General features: G+C 72.6%; 18 protein-coding genes. 6 read left to right on the plus strand and 12 right to left on the minus strand.

Annotated elements, in window-relative coordinates:
• Window positions 1-2: 2 nt before the first annotated feature.
• The 7 genes from ACN28F_RS06305 to rimP all read right to left on the minus strand — a co-directional run bounded on the left by ACN28F_RS06305 (window position 3) and on the right by rimP (window position 7101).
• Entirely contained in the window at window positions 3-1007 is a 1005-nt protein-coding gene (locus tag ACN28F_RS06305; RefSeq protein WP_421361289.1) for a DHH family phosphoesterase, read from the minus strand.
• Between the two features lie 26 nt (window positions 1008-1033).
• On the minus strand, window positions 1034-1543 hold the full coding sequence (gene rbfA / locus ACN28F_RS06310; RefSeq protein WP_289207135.1) for a 30S ribosome-binding factor RbfA: 510 nt from the start codon (window positions 1541-1543) through the stop codon (window positions 1034-1036).
• Between the two features lie 58 nt (window positions 1544-1601).
• Window positions 1602-1895 (minus strand): DUF503 domain-containing protein, encoded by a 294-nt coding sequence (locus tag ACN28F_RS06315; RefSeq protein ID WP_289207136.1) that lies wholly within the window; start codon window positions 1893-1895, stop codon window positions 1602-1604.
• A 113-nt stretch (window positions 1896-2008) separates the two neighbouring features.
• A complete protein-coding gene (gene infB / locus ACN28F_RS06320; protein ID WP_289207137.1) occupies window positions 2009-4990 on the minus strand; it encodes a translation initiation factor IF-2 in 2982 nt (993 codons plus the stop codon).
• 93 nt (window positions 4991-5083) lie between these two features.
• A complete protein-coding gene (locus ACN28F_RS06325) occupies window positions 5084-5416 on the minus strand; it encodes a YlxR family protein (protein WP_353850466.1) in 333 nt (110 codons plus the stop codon).
• A gap of 9 nt (window positions 5417-5425) precedes the next feature.
• On the minus strand, window positions 5426-6463 hold the full coding sequence (gene nusA / locus ACN28F_RS06330; protein WP_289207139.1) for a transcription termination factor NusA: 1038 nt from the start codon (window positions 6461-6463) through the stop codon (window positions 5426-5428).
• Window positions 6460-7101, minus strand: coding sequence for a ribosome maturation factor RimP (gene rimP, locus ACN28F_RS06335; protein WP_421357207.1), 642 nt, complete (start codon window positions 7099-7101; stop codon window positions 6460-6462). The genes nusA and rimP overlap by 4 nt, the downstream gene beginning before the upstream one ends.
• Window positions 7102-7416: 315 nt before the next feature.
• On the opposite strand from rimP, the gene ACN28F_RS06340 reads away from it, so the two are divergent.
• The 3 genes from ACN28F_RS06340 (at window position 7417) to ACN28F_RS06350 (ending at window position 9066) form a co-directional block, all read left to right on the plus strand.
• On the plus strand, window positions 7417-8022 hold the full coding sequence (locus ACN28F_RS06340; protein WP_421357208.1) for a hypothetical protein: 606 nt from the start codon (window positions 7417-7419) through the stop codon (window positions 8020-8022).
• On the plus strand, window positions 8019-8432 hold the full coding sequence (locus ACN28F_RS06345) for a ferritin-like domain-containing protein (protein ID WP_289207142.1): 414 nt from the start codon (window positions 8019-8021) through the stop codon (window positions 8430-8432). Before ACN28F_RS06340 ends, ACN28F_RS06345 begins: the two co-directional genes overlap by 4 nt.
• Before the next feature lie 91 nt (window positions 8433-8523).
• Window positions 8524-9066 (plus strand): PadR family transcriptional regulator, encoded by a 543-nt coding sequence (locus ACN28F_RS06350; protein WP_289207143.1) that lies wholly within the window; start codon window positions 8524-8526, stop codon window positions 9064-9066.
• On the opposite strand, the gene map is transcribed toward ACN28F_RS06350, so the two are convergent.
• Complete coding sequence (gene map / locus ACN28F_RS06355; RefSeq protein WP_289207144.1) at window positions 9053-9913, minus strand: type I methionyl aminopeptidase; 861 nt, start codon at window positions 9911-9913, stop codon at window positions 9053-9055. The genes ACN28F_RS06350 and map overlap by 14 nt on opposite strands.
• Before the next feature lie 99 nt (window positions 9914-10012).
• On the opposite strand from map, the gene ACN28F_RS06360 reads away from it, so the two are divergent.
• Window positions 10013-10360, plus strand: a complete 348-nt coding sequence (locus tag ACN28F_RS06360) for an STAS domain-containing protein (protein WP_421357209.1) — start codon at window positions 10013-10015, stop codon at window positions 10358-10360.
• 62 nt (window positions 10361-10422) lie between these two features.
• Here the strand turns inward: ACN28F_RS06360 and ACN28F_RS06365 are convergent, their stop codons facing one another.
• A complete protein-coding gene (locus ACN28F_RS06365; RefSeq protein WP_421357210.1) occupies window positions 10423-14223 on the minus strand; it encodes a SpoIIE family protein phosphatase in 3801 nt (1266 codons plus the stop codon).
• 210 nt (window positions 14224-14433) lie between these two features.
• On the minus strand, window positions 14434-14988 hold the full coding sequence (locus ACN28F_RS06370; protein ID WP_289207147.1) for a pyridoxamine 5'-phosphate oxidase family protein: 555 nt from the start codon (window positions 14986-14988) through the stop codon (window positions 14434-14436).
• Window positions 14989-15222: 234 nt separating this feature from the next.
• Between ACN28F_RS06370 and ACN28F_RS06375 the strand changes: the two genes are divergently transcribed.
• Together ACN28F_RS06375 and ACN28F_RS06380 are read left to right on the plus strand one after the other, a co-directional pair.
• Entirely contained in the window at window positions 15223-16155 is a 933-nt protein-coding gene (locus tag ACN28F_RS06375) for a hypothetical protein (RefSeq protein ID WP_421357211.1), read from the plus strand.
• A gap of 10 nt (window positions 16156-16165) precedes the next feature.
• Window positions 16166-16693, plus strand: a complete 528-nt coding sequence (locus tag ACN28F_RS06380; protein ID WP_289207149.1) for a DUF309 domain-containing protein — start codon at window positions 16166-16168, stop codon at window positions 16691-16693.
• Here ACN28F_RS06380 and ACN28F_RS06385 read toward each other — a convergent pair.
• Both ACN28F_RS06385 and ACN28F_RS06390 read right to left on the minus strand, forming a co-directional pair.
• Window positions 16614-18812: a putative bifunctional diguanylate cyclase/phosphodiesterase gene (locus ACN28F_RS06385; protein ID WP_421357212.1), complete on the minus strand. Its 2199-nt coding sequence runs from the start codon at window positions 18810-18812 to the stop codon at window positions 16614-16616. The genes ACN28F_RS06380 and ACN28F_RS06385 overlap by 80 nt on opposite strands.
• A 2-nt stretch (window positions 18813-18814) precedes the next feature.
• On the minus strand, window positions 18815-19636 hold the full coding sequence (locus ACN28F_RS06390) for an SAM-dependent methyltransferase (RefSeq protein ID WP_289207151.1): 822 nt from the start codon (window positions 19634-19636) through the stop codon (window positions 18815-18817).
• Window positions 19637-19686 lie beyond the last annotated feature (50 nt).

Here is a 19686-nt window from a genome sequence, read left to right on the forward strand (position 1 = left end):
GATCAGTCCAGTTCGGCGCGGATCGCCTGGATCACGTCCGGTGCCGCGCCGACGCCGGTGAAACCGGCCGCGAGCCGGTGCCCGCCGCCGCCGAGCGCGACCGCGACCCGGCTCACGTCCACCCCGCCCTTGCTGCGCATCGACACCGCCCAGGTGGCCTCGGCGACCTGCTTGAGCACGCAGCTCACGTCGGCCTCGACGGTACAGCGGACCGAATCGATCAGCGCCTCCAAGACGTACGGCTGCTGATCGTAGGTCTCCAGATCGGCCAGCGTGGCGTAGGTCCAGACGAGCCCCCGCCCGCCGGCAGCCGTCGGCTCCAGAACGCTGCGCTGCAGCACCGCCCCGAACAGCCGGACCGCGCCGAAGGGACGGCTGTCGAAGACCCGCCGGGCGATCTGCGCGGGTGCGACCCCGGTGGCCAGCAACCGGGCGGCCAGTTCGTGCACGGCCGGGGTGGTCATCTCGAACCGGAACGAGCCGGTGTCGGTGACCAACGCGATGTACAGGCACTCCGCGATCTGCACGTCCAGCGGTACGCCGAGTCGGTCGAGCAGACCCTGCACCACCACCGAGGTCGCGGCGGCACCCGGATCCACCAGATGGATGCCGCCGAACCGGGTGTTGGAGGCGTGGTGGTCCACGACGATCGACGTCGGTGCCGACATCCGGTCGGCCAGCGTGCCCAGCCGGGAGGCACTGGCCACGTCGAAGCAGAGCACCAGGTCCGGATCGGACCACACCTCGTGCGGCGCGACCAGCAGGTGGGCGCCGGGCATGCCGTGCAGCGCCGGCGGCAACTGTTGCCCCCCGGGGTAGGCGGCCTGGACCTGGCGGCCGCCCAGCCGGCACAGCCCGAGGCCGAACCCGAGCATGCTGCCGAGGGCGTCGCCGTCCGGGTTCACGTGGCACAGCAGCAGCACCCGGCCACCGGCCGGCACCGCCTCGATCGCCGCCACGGCGGCCGCCCACTCGTCCTCGGTCGGCCCCGACACCCGGTCGGTCAGCGGACCGGCCGGCGAGGGAACGCTGATCATCGCGCCCGCCGCCCCGGATCCACCCCGTCGGCCGAGGCCGGCGCGGCATCGTCGTCCTCATCGGCCTCGGCCTCGTCGTCGTCCTCGTCGGCGTCCTCGCGGTACGGCTGGGCGTCCCCGGCGTACCGGGCGTTCGCCGCCAGACGCTGCACCTCGGCGTCCGCGTTACGGGCCGCCGCCAGCAGGTCGTCGATGTGCTTGGCGTGCTCCTGGACGTTGTCCAGGACGAAGGTGAGCGTCGGCGAGTGGCGCAGCCCCAGCGCCTTGCCGACCGTGCTGCGCAGCAGGCCGTTCGCGCTGTCCAACGCCGCCTTCGTACCGGCCTCGGCCGCAGCGTCGCCGAGCACGGTGTAGAACACCGTCGCGTCGCGCAGGTCGGCGGTGATCCGCGCGTCGGTGATCGTGATCATCCCGAGCCGAGGGTCCTTGATCTGGGTACGCACCACCGAAGCCACCAGCTCGCGCACGCGCTCGGCGTGCCGGCGTACCCGGGCTGGATCCGTCATCTTGCTACCTCCGCGCAGTCCGTCAACGTCTCGACCCTACCTGTGCCAGGTGCGGCGCTCAGTCGTCGACACCGTAGAGGCGACGGCGTACGGAGAGCAGTTCGATCTCGGGCCGGCCGGCCACCGTCCGCTCGCAGTTGTCGAGCACCTCGCGGACGTGTGCCGCGTCGGCGGCGACCACCGCGACCGCGATCTCGGCGCGGCCGTGCCGGTCGAGCGCACCGACCTCGGCCGCCGACACCTCGAACCGGCGCAGCGCGGCGACGATCGGGCGAACGTAGGAGCGTTTGGCCTTCAGCGACTGGGAGTCGCCGGGCAGCAACATGTCGAAGAGTGCGGTTCCGGTGAACATCGTCCCGCAGGATACGCCTGACCACGCCGCCGACGACGACCGACGGGCGGTCGGGACCGGCGCAGCTGCGCCGGTCCCGACCGCCCGTCGGGTCGCTGTGTCACCTCAGCGGGTCAGGCGCGAGCCTTCTCCCGCATCTCGAAGGTCTCGATGACGTCGCCGACCTGGATGTTGTTGTAGTTACCCAGGGTCAGACCACACTCGAAGCCCTCCCGGACCTCGGTCGCGTCGTCCTTGAAGCGCTTCAGCGAGCTGATCGTGACGTTGTCCGCGACCACCGCCCCGTCGCGCAGCAGGCGGGCCTTGGCGTTGCGGCGGATGACGCCGGACCGGACCATGCAGCCGGCGATGTTGCCGATCTTGGACGAACGGAACACGTCGCGGATCTCCGCGCTGCCCAGCTCGACCTCCTCGAACTCCGGCTTGAGCAGGCCCTTGAGCGCTGCGTCGATCTCCTCGATGGCCTGGTAGATGACGGTGTAGTACCGGATCTCCACGCCTTCGCGCTCGGCGATCTCCCGGACCTTGTTGGAGGCCCGGACGTTGAAGCCGATGATCGTCGCCGCTTCGGCGGACGCGCTCGCGAGCATCACGTTGCTCTCGGTGATCGCACCCACGCCCCGGTCCAGGATCCGCAGTTGGACCTCGTCCGGGATGTCGAGCTTGAACAGCGCGTCCTCCAGTGCCTCGACCGAGCCGGAGACGTCGCCCTTGAGGATCAGGTTGAGCGAGGTCTTCTCGCCCTCCTTGATCTGCTCCATGAGCGTCTCCAACGTGGCCCGACCGCGCGAGTTGGCGAAGCTCGCCGCCCGGCGGCGTGCCTGCCGCTGCTCGGCGATCTGCCGCACCGTACGGTCGTCCTGCGCGGCGAGGAAGGTGTCGCCGGCGCTGGGCACCGCGGTCAGACCGAGCACCAGCACCGGACGGGCCGGCCCGGCCTCGGAGACCTGCTGGCCGTTCTCGTCGAGCATCGCCCGGACCCGGCCGTGCGCCCCACCGGCGACGATCGAGTCACCGGTGCGCAGGGTGCCCTTCTGCACCAGCACGGTGGCCACCGCACCACGGCCCTTGTCCAGGTGGGCCTCGATCGCGATGCCCTGCGCGGGACCGTCGATCGGGGCGGTCAGCTCCAACGCGGCGTCGGCGGTCAGCAGGACCGCCTCCAGCAGGTCGTCGATGCCGATCCCGGGCTTGGCCGCCACGTTGACGAACATGGTCTCGCCGCCGTACTCCTCGGCGACGAGGCCGTACTCGGTCAGCTGCTGGCGGACCTTGTCCGGGTTGGCCTCGGGCTTGTCGACCTTGTTGACCGCGACCACGATCGGCACGTCCGCCGCCTTGGCGTGGTTGAGCGCCTCGATGGTCTGCGGCATGACGCCGTCGTCGGCCGCGACCACCAGCACCACGATGTCGGTGACCTGGGCACCACGGGCACGCATGGCGGTGAACGCCTCGTGGCCCGGGGTGTCGATGAAGGTCAACGCCCGGTCGACCCCGTCGTGCGGGACCTGCACCTGGTACGCACCGATGTGCTGGGTGATGCCGCCCGCCTCACCCTCGACCATCTTGGTCTTGCGGATGGCGTCGAGCAGCTTGGTCTTACCGTGGTCGACGTGGCCCATCACGGTCACCACCGGCGGCCGGCTGACCAGCCGGTCCGACGCGACCTCGGCGTCGAGGTCGATGTTGAACTGCGCCAGCAGCTCGCGGTCCTCGTCCTCCGGGCTGACGATCTGGATGTCGAACCCGAGGTGCTCACCCAGCAACTGCAGGGTCTCGTCCGAGCAGGACTGCGTCGCGGTGACCATCTCGCCCAGGTTGAACATCTCCTGGACCAGCGAACCCGGGTTCGCGTTGATCTTGTCTGCGAAGTCCGACAGCGACGCGCCCCGCGACAGCCGGACGACCTGGCCCTGGCCGCGTGGTGCACCCGAGCTCATGGTCGGTGCCGACAGGTTGTCGAACTCCTGTCTGCGCTGCTTCTTGGACTTGCGACCACGGGTGGGACGGCCACCGGGCCGACCGAACGCACCGGCCGTACCGCCACCACGGCCACGGCCGCCGCCACCGGGCCGACCGCCGCCACCGGCTGGCGCGCCGGGGCGGTAACCACCGCCGGCACCCGCGCCGCCACCGCCACCGGGACCGCCACGGAAACCACCGCCGCCGCCACCGCCACCGGGACCGCCACGGAAACCACCGCCGCCGCCACCGCCACCGGGACCGCCACGGAAACCACCGCCGCCGCCACCGCGACCGGCACCGCCGGGACCACCCGGACGCCCGGCACCGCCGGGACCACCGGGTCGACCCGGCCGCTGCGCCGGCATCGACGCCGGGCTCGGCCGGGGCGGCATCGAGGCTGGGCTCGGCCGGGGCGGCATCGACGCCGGATTGGGTCGGGGACCGCCACTACCGGCGGCAGGCCGCTGCCCGCCGCCCTGGGTGATGCCGAACGGGTTGTTGCCGCCGCTGCGGGCCGGCGGGCGGGCGCCCGGACGACCCGGCGTCGCCGACGGCGCACCGGGTGCGGGCGGACGGCCACCGGTCGACCGGCCCGCGGCCGGGCTGCCCGGCCGTGGCGGCACCGAGCCCGGACCGGGCTTGGGCCGTGGGCCACCCTCCGGCGGGGCGTCCCGACGGGTGGTGTCGCGCTGCTTCGCCGCCTGCTGGGCGGCCTTGACGTTCGCCTCCTGCTCGGCCTTGAGCGCGGCGGCCCGCGCCTCGGCGGCGGCCACCTCGATGTCGTGGGCGCTGGCCGGTTTGGCCACCGGTGCCGCCGACGGCGGCGGTCCGGGGACCGGGCCCTTGGGCCGCATCGACGACGGGGCGGCCGGTCGACGCGGCGGAGCCGGCTTGGCGGAGATCCTGGGTTCGGTGCCACCCGTCGACGGCGCGGCCGACGGGGCCGGTGCCGAGGTCGACGACTGGGCGGATGCCGCGAACGCACCACGGAGGCGTCGGGCGACCGGTGCCTCCACCGTGCTCGACGCGGATTTCACGAACTCGCCCATCTCCTTGAGCTTGGCGAGAACGGTCTTACTCTCGACCCCGAGCTCCTTGGCGAGCTCGTGTACGCGGGCCTTGCCTGCCACTGCACTCCTCACTCCGAGGTCGTGCGGGCAGCACCCGCAGCGACCTCACTCGTGCACTTGAAGCCTGATCATTGCTGGGACTTCATCGTGTGCTCATGTCGGTCGTCCTACCTTGCTGTGCGACCCTCGTCCGGCCGGATGACCGGACGTAGCGGTTGACGCGCGAATGTGCTCAGCCAGCTCACCGGAGTCCACGACACCGGTGACGCGCAACGCCCGCCCGAAAGCGCGACGCCGCTGTGCCAGCTGCAGACACGCCGGATCGGGATGCAGGTGCGCACCTCGCCCCGGCAGACCACGGATCGGATCGGGTCGCAGGCGCAACTCGTTCTCGCCCCCCACCACGACGAACCGTAGTAGCTCGTGAACCGGTGCACGTCGCCGACAGCCCACACAGGTGCGCTCCGGCGACGCACGTCGTACCACGAAGAAAGTCTACCCCGCCGCGCCAGAGACCGCGCCGCCCGGTTCCGGAGCAGGGTCGCGTCCGGCGGGCGCCGCCTCGGTATCCGGGCGAATGTCGATCCGCCAACCGGTCAACCGGGCAGCAAGGCGGGCATTCTGCCCCTCCCGGCCGATGGCCAGCGACAACTGGAAGTCCGGCACCGTCACCCGGGCAGTACGGCTGGCCAGATCGACCACCTCGACCCGTAGCGCCTTCGCCGGAGACAGGGCGTTGCCCACGAACGTCGCCGGGTCGTCCGACCAGTCGATGATGTCGATCTTCTCGCCGTGCAGTTCACTCATCACCGCCCGGACCCGCTGACCCATCGGCCCGATGCAGGCGCCCTTGGCGTTCACGCCGGGCGTCGTCGACCGTACCGCGATCTTGGTACGGTGACCGGCCTCGCGGGCGATCGCGGCGATCTCCACGGTGCCGTCGGCGATCTCCGGCACCTCCAGGGCGAAGAGCTTCTTCACCAGGTTCGGGTGCGACCGGGACAGCGTGATCTGCGGACCACGGAAGCCCTTGGCGACATGTACCACCACACACCGGAGCCGCTGTCCGTGCGGGTAGCTCTCCCCCGGCACCTGCTCGGGTGCCGGCAGCACCGCCTCCAGCTTGCCGAGGTCGACGGTGACGATCCCCTTCTCGGTCCGCGCCTCGTGGGCCTGGACGATCCCGGTGACCAGGTCACCGTCGCGTCCGGCGTACTCGCCGAAGTGCACCTCGTCGGTGGCCTCCCGCAGCCGCTGCAGGATCACCTGCTTGGCGGTCATCGCCGCGATCCGCCCGAAGTCGTGCGGGGTGTCGTCCCACTCCCGAACCACCACGCCGTCGTCGCCGACCTCCTGGGCGTACACCAGCGCCATGCCGCTCTTGCGGTCGATCTCGACCCGGGCCTGGGCCTGGGCGCCTTCGGTGTGCCGGTACGCGGTCAGCAGCGCGGCCTCGATCGCCGCGAGAATCGTGTCGAACGGGATCTCCCGCTCGCGCTCCAGTGCGCGCAGCGCCGCGAGGTCGATGTTCACCTCTCCTCGTCCTCCACTTCGTCGTCGGTCGAGCCGTCGAAATCCGCCAGGTCGTCGTCGAAATCCGCGAGGTCGTCGTCGACGACCTCGTCAAGGCGGTGGAACTCCACCTGGACCCGGCCGGGGCCGAGATCCGCGTACGGCCACTGCCGCACCGATCCGTCCACGTCCAGGCTGACCGAGGCGTCGTCGGCGGCGACGACCCGGCCGGTCACCTGACGCTGGGCCGCGCTCACCCGGACCAGCCGGCCGACGTTGCGCCGCCAGTGCCGGGGCAACCGCAGCGGACGGTCCACCCCGGGCGAGCTGACCTCGAGTTGGTACTCACCGACGACCAGATCCGCGCCGGCGGTGGACTCGGCCTCGTCGAGAGCCGCCGAGATCGACCGGGAGACCTCCGCCACCGCGTCCAGACCGACGCCGCCGTCCGCGTCGACGATCACCCGGACCAGGTGGCGACGCCCCGCCCGGGACACCGACACGTCCTCGAGGTCGAAGCCGGCGGCCACGACCACCGGCTCGATCACCGCGCGCAGGCGGTCGCGCCGCACGACCGGCTCGACCCGGGGGCGCGGGCCGCCCTCGGGACGGGAGCGGGAACCGGGTGACCTGCCACCGGCACGGTCACGCTGTGTCATCTCCGCACCCTTCCACCGTTATCGTCTTCGACATGCGCCGTCACCACTGCGGCGGCATCGCCGGATGCGGTTCATCCGGGGCTGGGCAGAGCGTAACGCGCCCCCGAAGGGATCGACCGCCCGGCGCACCGACGAAACCACCCGGGGCGACGCGTGGGTCGACCACCGGGCACCACAGGCGGCCGTCGACACCGAGCGTCGCCACACCGCTACGACACGCCGCCTGCCCGCGACAGGGTTCGAGCCGGCGGCCGGCCGACGCCCAATCGGGCCGGTACCGGCGCATCCGCCGCACCGATGGTGTTGACTAGCCCGGTGTCCAGACCCCACCACCACCCGGTGCGGCGTGCCCGCGCCACCGGCCGTCCGGGCGCGCGAACCGGTGCCGGCTGCAGCCGGCGGGACCTGATCCGGGGCGCCGCCGGCGCGATGTTCGCCGCCGCCACCCCAGCGGCGGTCACCGGCTGCGGCCTGTTCGACCGCACCCCGGAGCCCGAACCGGCCCCGGACCCGCTCGCCGGGTTGCTCGCCGCAACGGTCGAGCTGGCCGACGAGTACGCGGCCGCAGCCGCCAGCGTGGCCGACCTCGATGCCCTGCTGACACCGATCGCCACCACCCATCGGGCGCACGCAGCCGAACTCGCCCGGGTCACCGGCACCGAACTGGCGACGCCCACGTCCCCGGCGGACCCGACGGCCACCGCGCAAGGCCCGGTGGCCAGCGGCGGCGCCACCGTCAGCCCGGATGGCACCGGCACACCGGCACCTGACCGCGCCACCGTCGTCGCCGCGCTGCGTACCGCCGAGGAGTCGGCCCGCGACGCCGCCGTCGCCGCGTGCCTCGCCGCGACCGCCGACCGCGCCGCGCTGCTCGGGACGATCGCCGCCGCCCGCGCCTGCCACCTGGAGGTGCTCCGATGACCCCGTGGGACCGGGCGTTGGCCGCCGAACATGCGGCGATCTTCGCGTACGGGCTGATCGGGGCACAGCTGACCGGTGACGCCGTCAACCGGGCGCGCACCGCCGAGACCGCCCACCGGACGCGACGCGACGAGTTGATCCTGCGCTCGACCGGCAGCGACATCGTGCCGGCCCAGGCGGCCTACGAGGTGCCCTTCCCCGTCACCGACCAGGCCAGCGCGCTGCGCCTGGCGGCCGAGGTCGAGGAGCGCAGCGCCGCCGTCTGGCGGGACCTGCTGGCGGCCACCGAGGGCCCGCAGCGCGAATCGGCGCTGACCGCGATGATCGAGTACGCGGTGCGGGCCACCCAGTGGCGGCAGACCGCAGGCAGCACACCGGTCGTGCCGACCTGGCCGGGGCGGCCGGACTGAGCCGCCGGCCGACCCGAGCCGGCCCGACACCTGACCCCGGATTCATGACCTCGGTTGCCGGCGCCATACCTGGTACGCATACTCGAGTGCCATGTCCATCCGTCACGGCCTGCTGGCGTTGCTCGGGACCGGACCGATGTACGGCTACCAGCTCCGCGCCGTGTTCGAGGCGCAGACCCGCCAGACCTGGCCGCTGAACATCGGGCAGGTCTACACCACGCTGGCCCGGCTGCAGCGCGACGGCCTCGTCCACGCCCTGCCGGCCAACGAGGCCGGGCAGCGACCGTTCGAGATCACCGGTCCCGGCCGGGACGAACTGGCCCGCTGGTTCGCCAGCCCGGTCCCCCGCGCCACCCGTGGCCGGGACGAGCTCGCCATCAAGGTCGCGGTCGCGCTGGTCAGCCCTGGTGCCGACGTACCGGCCATCCTCGCCACCCAACGCGCCGCGATCATGGACGAGCTGCGGGACCTGAACCGGACCCGGCTGGCGGTCGCCCCTGCCGACCTGGCCCAGCGGCTGGTGCTGGACGCCCAGCTGTTCCAGGCGGAGGCGGAGGTCCGGTGGCTCGACCACTGCGAGAACGTGCTGAGTCGGACCGGTGGGCCCGCTCCGGCGGCCGTCAGGGCAGGGTGAGGATCTCGTAGCCGTCGTCGGTCACCACGATGGTGTGCTCGAACTGCGCGGTCCACCGGCGGTCCTTGGTGACCACGGTCCAGCCGTCGCGCCAGACGTCGTACTCGTGGGTGCCGAGGGTGATCATCGGCTCGACGGTGAAGGTCATCCCCGGTTCCATCACGTCAGTGGGGCGCGGGCTGTCGTAGTGCGGCACGTAGAGCCCGCTGTGGAACGCCTCACCGATGCCGTGGCCGGTGAAGTCGCGGACCACGCCGTAGCGGAACCGGCGGGCGTAGGACTCGATCACCCGGCCGATCACGTTGATCTGCCGGCCCGGGGCGACCGCCCGGATGCCCCGCATCATCGCCTCGTGGGTCCGCTCCACCAGCAGCCGGGCCTCCTCGGAGACCTCACCGACGCAGAACGTGGCGTCGGTGTCGCCGTGCACACCACCGATGTACGCCGTCACGTCGACGTTGATGATGTCGCCGTCGGTCAACACCGTCGAGTCCGGGATCCCGTGGCAGATGACCTCGTTGAGGCTGGTGCAGCAGGACTTTGGGAAGCCCTTGTACCCCAGCGTGGACGGGTAGGCCCCGTGGTCGCAGAGGAACTCGTGCACCACCCGGTCGATCTCGTCGGTAGTCACCCCGGGCTTGCAGTACTCGCCGGCGAGCTGCACCGCCTGGGCCGCCAGCCGACCGGCGAAGCGCATCCGCTCGATGGTCTCCGGGGTCTGCACGTGCGAGCCGCGCCACGGGGTGGGCGAATCCCTGCCGACGTACTCCGGCCGGGCGATGTGCGTGGGCACCTCGCGCCAGGGCGAAACGGTGCCGGGGGTCAGCGGTGCGCGGACGGCGGTCATCCCCCCAGGGTATCGCCGGACCTGGGCGGCTGACGTCCCAGGCGGGCCCGGCCCGCTGCCCCGCCGGCGACCCGGACCACCCGGTACCTCCGATTCTTGATGGATCCGCACAGTTGTGCCATCTTCTACTGCGTGGACCTCGAGGATCCGGAACCGGTCTTCTCCGCCACCAGTGACCTCGACGGCGACCGCCTGACCGTCACGGTGCAGGGCGAAGTCGACATGGCGACGGCGGACAGCATGTACCAGGCGGCGACCCGGGTCGCCGCCGACGCCCTCACGCTCGACCTGCGTCAGGTGTCGTTCTTCGACTCGGCAGCGATCCACGCGTTGATCCAGCTCATCGACCGCTACCCGCAGGCGCTGACGGTACTGCCGTCGCGGCAGGTCCGCCGGGTTCTGGAGGTCTCCGGGCTCGGCGAACAACCGTGGCTCGCCACGGCCTGACCGTCGCCGGTCAGCCACCCGTCTGACCGTCGCGGGTCCGCCACCCGCCCGGCCGTCGCCGCTCAGCCGCGACCGGGGCGCGCCGCCAGCCGACGGCCCAGCGTCACCCGACTGCCGTGTTCGTCACGGTCGATCCGCAGCTGGGCCAGGGCGGCGATGAGTGCCAGCCCGCGCCCCCGGAACCCGGCGTCGGTCGCCTCCCGCCAGCCGCCGCTGTCGCGCACGCTGGCCGTCAGGTCGTCGCCGTCGATCGAGACGTCGACCCAGATGTCGGAGTCCGCCGGGCTCACCGGGTGCTCTATCGCGTTGGCGGCCGCCTCGGAGATCGCCACGGTCAGATCGAACTGGTCGGTCTCGCTGAGACCGTGCGCGGTGAAGAAGTCCTCCAGCCGCCGCCGCAGCAGCGCCAGCTTGGTCGCCTGCGCCGGCAGTCGCAGCGTCAGCCGGTCCAGCTCGGTGGTCTCCAGCACCAGCACCGCGACGTCGTCGCGGCGGGGCCGGCGGGCCACCCGTAGCAGCAGCCGGTCGGCGACGTCCTCGACATGGTCGCCGCCGGCCACCGCGTCGGCGCGGACGTGGTCCAGGCCGGCGTCGATGCCCTCGCTCCGGTCCTCGATGAGCCCGTCGGTGTAGCAGATCAGCCGGGTGCCGACGTCGAGCCGGGTGACCGCCGTGGCGTACCTGCTCGCCGGGATCGCCCCGATCGGCGGCCCGAGGGCCCGCTCGTGCAGCAGGTGCGCCGTACCGTCGACGACCAGCACCGGCGGCGGGTGCCCGGCGCTGGCGTAGCGCAGCTCACCGGTCGCCGGGGCGACCGACAGGCACACCACGGTCGCCAGTGACCGCCGGCTCATCGTCGCCATCAGACGGTTCAGCCGGGTCAGTGCGTCCCCGGGGGCGAACCCCTCCAGCAGGTATGCGCGCAACGCGTTGCGCAACTGCCCCATCGTGGCGGCCGCGCTGACGCCCTTTCCCACCACGTCGCCGATGACCAGCACGAGCCGGCCGCCGCCGACCTCCACCGCGTCGTACCAGTCGCCGCCGACCTCGGCCTCGGTGTTGCCGGGCAGGTACCGGCTGGCGAGCAGGGCACCCGGCACCCGGGGCAGCGTCTGCGGCAGCAGGCTGTGCTGCAGGGTGGTGGCGATGCGGTGTTCCGCCTCGTACAACCGGGCATTGCCCAGCCGCAGGCCGACCAGCCGGGCGAACTCCGCCAGGGCGGTGGAGTCGATGTCGGTGCCGGCCTCGTCGGCCGGCCAGACCAGTAGTTCCCCGAGTCGTTCCCCGGTCGCGCCGATGAACGGGATGGCCGCTGCCGGCTCACCGGTGCTGCGACCACCACCGTCGGCCTCGTGGCGGGCCCCGGGGGCGGTGGCGACCACCCGGGCCGCGTTGGCCAGTCGCTGGACGTGCGCCACCGTCGCCCGTAGCACCTCGGTGGTGGTCTGCGCGGTGTTCACCGCGATGGCGGCGTCGGCGAGCGCCCGCAGCTGGCGGATGATCCGGCCGCGCAGCTGGCCGAGTTCGACGTTGGCTCGGACCCGGGCGACCAGCTCCCGCGCCGCGAACGGCTTGATCAGGTAGTCGTCGGCACCGGCGGCGAGACCTTCGACCGCGGACTCCGGCCCGGCGCGGGCCGAGAGCACCACGACCGGTACGTGCCGGGTCCGCGGGTCCGCCCGCAACGCGGCGACCAGCCCGAATCCGTCGAGGTTCGGCATCATCACGTCGGTCAGGACCAGGTCGAAGGCGGTCCGGGTGGCCAGGTCGAACGCTTCGGCGCCGTCGGTCGCGGTCGCCACCTGCCAGTACGGTGCCAGCAGCCGGCTGACGTGGTCGCGCAGGTCGGCGTTGTCGTCGACGACCAGCACCCGTCCGACCGGCGCCCCGGCCCGCGACGAGGACGCGGGGTCGGTGCCGCCGTGCGTCGTCGCCTGCGGTCCGGCCGGTGCCGTACCGGTCCACCGTTCGGTCTCGGCCAGGTGCAGCCGGACCACGTCGTTGTCGGCAACGGCGTTGCCGACAATGCCGTTGCCGTCGGAGGCGTCGACGTCGGAGGCGTCGACGTCGGAGGCGTCGACGTCGATGGCCGCCGGCCCGACCGACGGGGACGGCAGGTGCCCGGTGCCGAGCGGGACGCCGACGGTGAAGACGCTGCCGTGGCCGGGTTCGCTGCGTACCGCCACGGTGCCGCCGTGCAGCTGCACCAGCTCGCGGACCAGGGCCAGTCCGATGCCGGTGCCCTCGTGGCTGCGGCCCCGGGCTCCGGCCACCCGGTGGAACCGTTCGAACAGGTGCGGCAGGTCCGCCGCCGGAATTCCGATCCCGGTGTCGGCGACGGTCAGCTCCGCCAGCTGGTCGCGCTGGCGCAGCCGGACGGTGATGCCGCCCTCCAAGGTGAACTTCAGCGCGTTGGAGAGCAGGTTCAGCACGACCTTCTCCCACAGGTCCGGATCGACGTGGACCTCGACAGGCAGCGGCGGGCAGTCCGCCACCAGGTCGAGGCCGGCGCGCTGCGCGGCCGACCGGAACGTGCTGACCAGGCGATTGGTGAGGTCGGCCAGGTCGACCGGCTGGAACGCGGCCCGCGCCCGCCCCGATTCCAGTCGGGAGAAGTCCAGCACCGTGTTGACCAGCTTGAGCAGCCGCAACGCGTTGCGGTGCATCATTTCGGCCCGTTCCCGGTGCGCGGCGGGCAGGTCGGGCTCGTCGAGCTGGTCCTCGATCGGCCCGAGCAGCAGCGTCAGCGGGGTCCGGAACTCGTGGCTGACGTTGGCGAAAAAGTCACTCTTGGCCTGGTCGATCGCGGCCAGTTCCGCCGCCCTGGCCCGTTCGTGCAGATAGGCCCGCTGGTTGGTGACCGCGCTGGAGACCTGGCGGGCGAGCAGGTCGAAGAAGTCACGGTAGTCACCGGTGAAGGGCAGATGCCGGCTGCGCCCGACGACCAGCGCGCCGACCGGATCGGTGGCGGCGCAGATCGGTAGGACGACCGCGTCGGCGGCCGCGCTGTCCGGTGCTACGGCGACGAAGTCACCGACCGGTGCCGACCCGTCGGTGCCCTCGCGCAAGGCGGCGAGCAGCGCCGCCGGGGCGGCGTCGGAGTCCGGATGCCGGGGCGCGACGACGGTCTCCGCCGGCACGCCGGTGACGCCGGCGAGTCGGGCGGAATCGGCGTCGGGACCCAGATAGAGCAGAGCGAACGGTACGTCGCCGCGACACCCGTCGAGTACCTCGAGCACTCCCCGGCGCAGCTCCGCCTGACTCTGCAGATCCGACAACCGGGTGCTGAGGTCGGCCAGCGCCCGCAACCGCCGCTCACCGAGCACCCGACCGGTGGTCTCGCTGACGACGCAGTAGACCCCGCCGACGCTGCCGTCCTCGACCCGCAACGGATCGTAGGAGACGTCGAAGTAGGTCTCCTCCAGGAAGCCGTGCCGTTCGAGCATGAACGGGTGGTCGGTGCCCCGGTAGGCGGTCCCGCTGGCGACGACCCGGTCGAACAGTGGCTCCAGGACGTCCCACAGCTCGGACCAGTGGTGTGCCGCAGGCTCCCCCAGGGCCGCCGGATGCTTGGCCCCGATGGTGGGCAGATACGCGTCGTTGTAGAACGCCCGCTGTTCGTCACCCCAGTACAGGACGATCTGGGCCTGGGAGGAGAGCATCATGGCGACGGCGTGGCTGAGACTCGCCGGCCACTGGTGCGGCGGGCCGAGCGGCGTGGCGGACCAGTCGCGGTCGCGAATCATCGCCCCCATGTCGCCGCCCGCGTCGAACGCGGCGGCGAGCGCGGCAGGCAGGGCGGCTCCCGTGGTGGCTGGTGCCGGTGCCGGTGCGGTCCCCGCCGGCTCATCACCCTCTGCCATCACTGACCACCTTCAGTAATCGAACCCCGTCACGCCACCGCACCGCCCGGCCGGTGCCGGACCGTCCCCTGCCCCGGACCATCCGGCGTGGCCCGCCTCCTACCCTGTGGCGGTCCCGCCCTAACGTGCCGGCGGACACCATCGGTCGCGTGAACGCACCGACGGACACCATCGGCAGCGCCGCCGACCGGACCGGCGGCGACGGCGCGGTCAGGAGAACGCCGGCAGACCGTCGAGGCTGACCGCGTTGCGGGTGGCGCGGTAGTCCACCAGATCGTCGGCGCTGCGGCGGGCGTGCGCCTGGATCAACAGGTCGCGGTCGCCACCGTACTGCAGCAACGGGACGCCGTACCCGCACGAGTCGCTGACCCGCGTGACGTCGACCAGGATCACCGAGCGCGCCCCGTGCTGATCCGGTGCATCGTCGAAGATCGCGGCCAACCCGGTGAACCGGGGGTCGTCGACCGGCACCACCGACCCTTGGCCGTGCAGCCGGACGATCTTCGGTGGGCCGTCGAACGCGCAGAACATCAGGGTGATCCGCCCGTTGTCGCGCAGATGCGCCACCGTCTCCGCGCCGCTGCCGTGGTAGTCCAGGTACGCGACCCGATGCGCCCCGAGTACGGCGAACGTGCCCCGCATTCCTTTCGGGGAGACGTTGACGTGACCGTCGCCTCCCGACGGCGCGGTCGCGACGAAGAACATCGGCTGTGCCTCGATGAAGGCCCGTAGGCGGCCGTCGATGTCGGGGTACACCTTGCCCATCGCCCCATCGTTGCACGCCGCGACCGCGCGTCGACACGCCGCGCGTCACCGACGACGCGTGCCGTAGGCGACACCGCAGGGACGCCGACGGTGCCCGTACGGTACGAAGGTCACCGGCCGGGTCACCCGCCGGTGCGGCCGTGACGTCATGCCGGGTGTGAGTGCTGTGTTCGACACGACCGCAGGCGGTTCCGGTTCGGCGACACGGGAGAGGCGGGCACGGTGGCGGGTGAGATGAAACGGCTGCTGGAGCAGGAGCTGCTCGGGCAGCCGGCGCCGCCGCTCGGGGACCTGGTGACGACGTCGATCCGGTTGGGCCGGCGGCGACGCCGGGTACGCCGGGCGCTGGCCACCGTCGGCGGTGTCGCCGCCGCGGCGTTCGCCACCGTCGCGATCCTGCTCACCCCGGCAGTGCTGGGGGCGATCGCCAGCGGCGGAGTCGACGACGTGGCGCCGGCCGCCGCCCCGCCGGCCACCGTCACGGTGCCGGCACCGGCACCGGCCCTGACCCGGGGGCCGTCCGCCGGTGCCCTGGCGAACCCGAGCCCGCTCGCCACGCCGCGTCCCCGGTGCGGCGAGAGCGATCCGGCGGGGCTGTCGGCGTCGCTGTCCCCGCGCACCCACGTCACCAACTGTCCGGCGCCGGAGTCGCTCGATTTCACCGTCGTCGCGCCCGAACTCGACGGACAGATCGCACCGGCGACCGCCCAGGACGCGCTGAAGCTGCTGCTCGGGCTCCTCCCCAAGGGCCGGACCAGTGACTACCGGGTGAGCGACGAGCCCTGGACCGCGTCGGGCATGTCGACCGTGGCGCTGCGACTGGACCGGGGTGCCGGGCCGGGGATGATCCGGTTGACCGTCTCGCACGTGGATCCGGCCTCGGCAACGCGGTGCGAGGCCGGGCAGCTGTGCTATTCGTTGCCGGACGGCACCACCGTGGTCATCTACGACCTGCCGGACGACTGCCTGACCGGTCGCGGGCTGTGGGTACAACAACCGAACGGCATTCGGGTCGAGCTGAACATCGCCCGCTGCGTGCCGTGGGACGACAGCACCAGCCGGCCGACCGAGCCGGTGTTGACCACCCAGGAGGCGCTCACCATCGCGCTGGATCCGCGATGGGGTGGCGGGTCGTCGGCGCGGGTCCTGCCCCCGGCCGCCAGCTAGGGTTGGCCGGGTGACCCGTACGCCGATCGGCCGCGACCGCGACGGTGCGGGGCGTCCCCGCAACGCCCGGCCCCGCGACGAGCTCGGTCGGCCGCTGCCGCCGGGGGCACCCGGGGTGCCGACGATGCCGGACGACCTGGTGCTCCCCCCGGTGGAGGCGCTCGACGAGGCGCAGCGGCTGCTCGACGCCGGCCGGCCGTTCCACGCCCACGAGGTGCTGGAGTCGGCCTGGAAGGCGGCACCGGCACCGGAGCGGGAGTTCTGGCGCGGCCTGGCCCAGCTGGCCGTGGGACTGACCCACGCCCGGCGGGGGAACCCGACCGGCGCCGCCCGGTTGCTCGCCCGTGCGGCCCAACGGATCGCGCCGTACGCCGAGCAGCCGCCGTACGGCGTGCCCGTGGCGGACCTGGTGCGGTTCGCCCGCGCGGCGGCCGAGGAGCCCCCGACCGACGGCGCCGTCACGGTCCGGTTGCGTCCGGCCCCCGGTCCGGCCCCTGGCCCGGCCCCTGGTCCTGGTCCCGGGACAGCGCAGCGGTGATCTGGTCGGCCGGCACCGGACGGCCGAAGTGCCAGCCCTGTGCCTGGTCGCAGCCGAGCGCGGCGAGCCGCCGCGCCTGCTTCGCGGTCTCCACGGCCTCGGCGGTGACGGTCAGGTCGAGGGCGTGCGCGAGGCGGACCAGCGCGTCGACGATCCGCTCGTCGCGGTCGCCCTGGGGCCCGTCGGCGCGCATCCCTTCGACGAAGCCGCCGGCCAGCTTCAGTACGTGGATGGGCATCCGCCGCAGGTAGGCCAGGTTGGAGTAGCCGGTGCCGAAGTCGTCGATCGCCAACCGGACGCCGAGATCGGCCAGGCGGCGCAGGGCCCGCAACGGCTCGCCGCCGGTGGCCATGACCGCGCTCTCGGTCAGTTCCAGCTGCAGCAGGTGCGGCGGCAACCCGGTGCGGGTCAGTACCCCGGCGACCTCGGCGACCAGTTGCGGATCACTGACCTGCCGGGCGGCGATGTTGACGCTGACCACGACCGGGACGTGCGGGTACGCGGCATGCCACCGGCTCGCCTGCCGGCAGGACCGCTCGAGCACCCACCGGCCGAGTCGCACGATCAGGCCGGTCTCCTCGGCGAGGGTGACGAACCGGTCCGGGCCCAGCCGGCCGAGCTGTGGATGCTCCCAGCGGACCAGCGCCTCGACCGCGGTCGTCGTACCGTCGGCGAGGCGGACGATCGGCTGGTACTCCACCACGAACTCGCCCCGGTCCAGGGCCGCCGGCAACGCGGCGGCCAGCGCCGAGCGGGTGACGTCCTGCGCACCACGGACCGGGTCGAAGGCGGCCCACCGGCCGCGCCCGGCCGCCTTGGCCCACTGCAACGTCGTGTCGGCGGCCTTCATCACATCGGTGGGATCCCGACCGGCCTGCGCGGATTCCACCACCGCGGCGCTGGCCGTGACGGTCAGCTGGTGACCGTCGACGTGGATCGGTGCGGCGAGGGCGGTCAGCACCGACTGGGCGACGCCGACCAGCTCCGTGGTGCCGGCGCAGCGGTACACCAGGATCACGAACTCGTCACCGCCCATCCGGGCGGCCAGATGCCCGGCGTCTGCGACGCTGGCGACGAGCCGTTGGGCGACCACGGTCAGCACCCGGTCACCGACACCGTGACCGAGCCCGTCGTTGATCGACTTGAATCCGTCGATGTCAAGGAAACAGACCCCGACCTGCTGCTGGTCGTCGGCGAGCGCCGCCGCGAGCTCGTCGAAGAACCGCACCCGGTTGGGTAGTTCGGTGAGCGGGTCGTGCTCGGCCTGGAACCGCAGCCGTCGCTGCATCTCGTACCGGTCGCTGATGTCCTCGACCATGGCGACGGTGAACCGGGGGCGGCCGTCGTCGTGGCGCACCAGCGACACCGCCAGGTCGGTCCAGATCGGTCGGCCGTCCTTGCGGTAGTACCGCTTCTCGACCCGGACGCTGTCGTGTTTGCCCTCGATCAGCTCCAGGTAGTGCTGGTACATGCCGGGAGCGTCGTCCGGGTGGAACAGCTGCCCGACGTTGACCTCCCGCAGCTGCGCCACCGGGTAACCGAGCATGTCGGCGAAGGCCTGGTTGACGTCGATGATCCGGCCGGTGAGGTCGGCGATGCCGATACCGATGGCGGCACCGGTGAACACCGCCCGGAACCGGGCCTCGCTGTCGCGCAGCGCCTGTTCGGCGGCGTCGCGGGCGGACCAGGCGGCCCGGCGGATGCTGGACTGCTGCGCGAAGACCCGGTTGCGCAACGCGCGGGCGTAGCCGCCGGCCAGTGTTCCCTGCAACTGGCTGACCCGTTGCCGGGCCGGTGCCGGGTCCGCCAGGTGCGGCAGCACCAGCGGCAGGAAGTCGCGGCCGAGGGCGGACACCGTCCAGTCGAGCACGGCCGGCTCGGTCAGATGGTCGTCGACCAGCGCCCGCCCGACGTCACGGCCGGGCTCGTCGCTGAACGTCGCGGCCGTCACCGCGGCGGCCAGTCGCAGGGTGTGCCCGAGAAGGATGTCGACGGTCTCGGCTGAGCTCAGGGGCAGGTAGCCGAGCTGGCCGGCGGCGGCCGCCCAGCGCTGCGCGAACCGCCGCGCACCGTCGACGTCGATCCCGGCGGCCGCGTCGCCCGTACCGGACGCCGACATGATCAGGACAGGGCGGCGTCCCGGCGGGCGACACCGCCGAAGGCACCGAACCGCTCCGGGTGATCATCCACGTCGGTCGGCGAGTCCGGCCGCCACAGCGGCAGGTGCACGATTCCGGGCTCGACGACGGTGAAGTCGCCGAACATCGCGGCGACGTCCGCCCTGGACCGCAACGTGATCTCCGTGTCGGTGCGGGCCGACAGCCGCTGGGCGGCGAGCACCTCCGGCGGCTGGTCCTCGTAGGTGGCGTGGGAGATCACCAGATAGCTGCCGGGGGCGAGGCGGGCCCGCAGCCGGCGCAGGATCTCCTGCGGACCGTCGGCGTCGGGGATGAAGTGGGCCACTCCGGCGAGCAGCACCGCCACCGGCCGGTCGAAGTCGATCAGCCCGGTCGCCGCGGCCCGGTCGCAGATCGTGTCGGGCTCACGCAGGTCGGCCTGGATCACGGCGGCGGTGGTGACGTCGGCCAGGATGGTCCGGCTGTGTGCCACCGCCACCGGATCGATGTCCACGTAGACGACGGTCACCGTCGGGTCGACCGCGTGGGTGACCTCGTGGACGTTGCCGACGGTGGGGATGCCGGATCCGATGTCGAGGAACTGGTCGACGCCGTCGGCGAGCAGCATCCGTACCGCTCGGCGCAGAAAGGCCCGGCCGGCCCGCATGGTCTCGGCCAGATGCGGTGTCATCGCCATGATCTGCTCGGCGAGCTGCCGGTCGACCTCGAAGTTGTGCGCGCCGCCGAGAAAATAGTCGTAGACCCGGGCCGCGCTGGGGCGCGAGATGTCCACCCCGGCCGGTACGTCGTCGAGCTGGTCCGCCATCCTGCCCTCAGCCTCCTGGCGACGCGGTTCGCCGGCCCATGGTAGCGCCG

The sequence above is a fragment of the Solwaraspora sp. WMMA2101 genome, assembly GCF_049179175.1.
In the GTDB taxonomy this organism is placed as follows: Bacteria; Actinomycetota; Actinomycetes; order Mycobacteriales; family Micromonosporaceae; genus Micromonospora_E.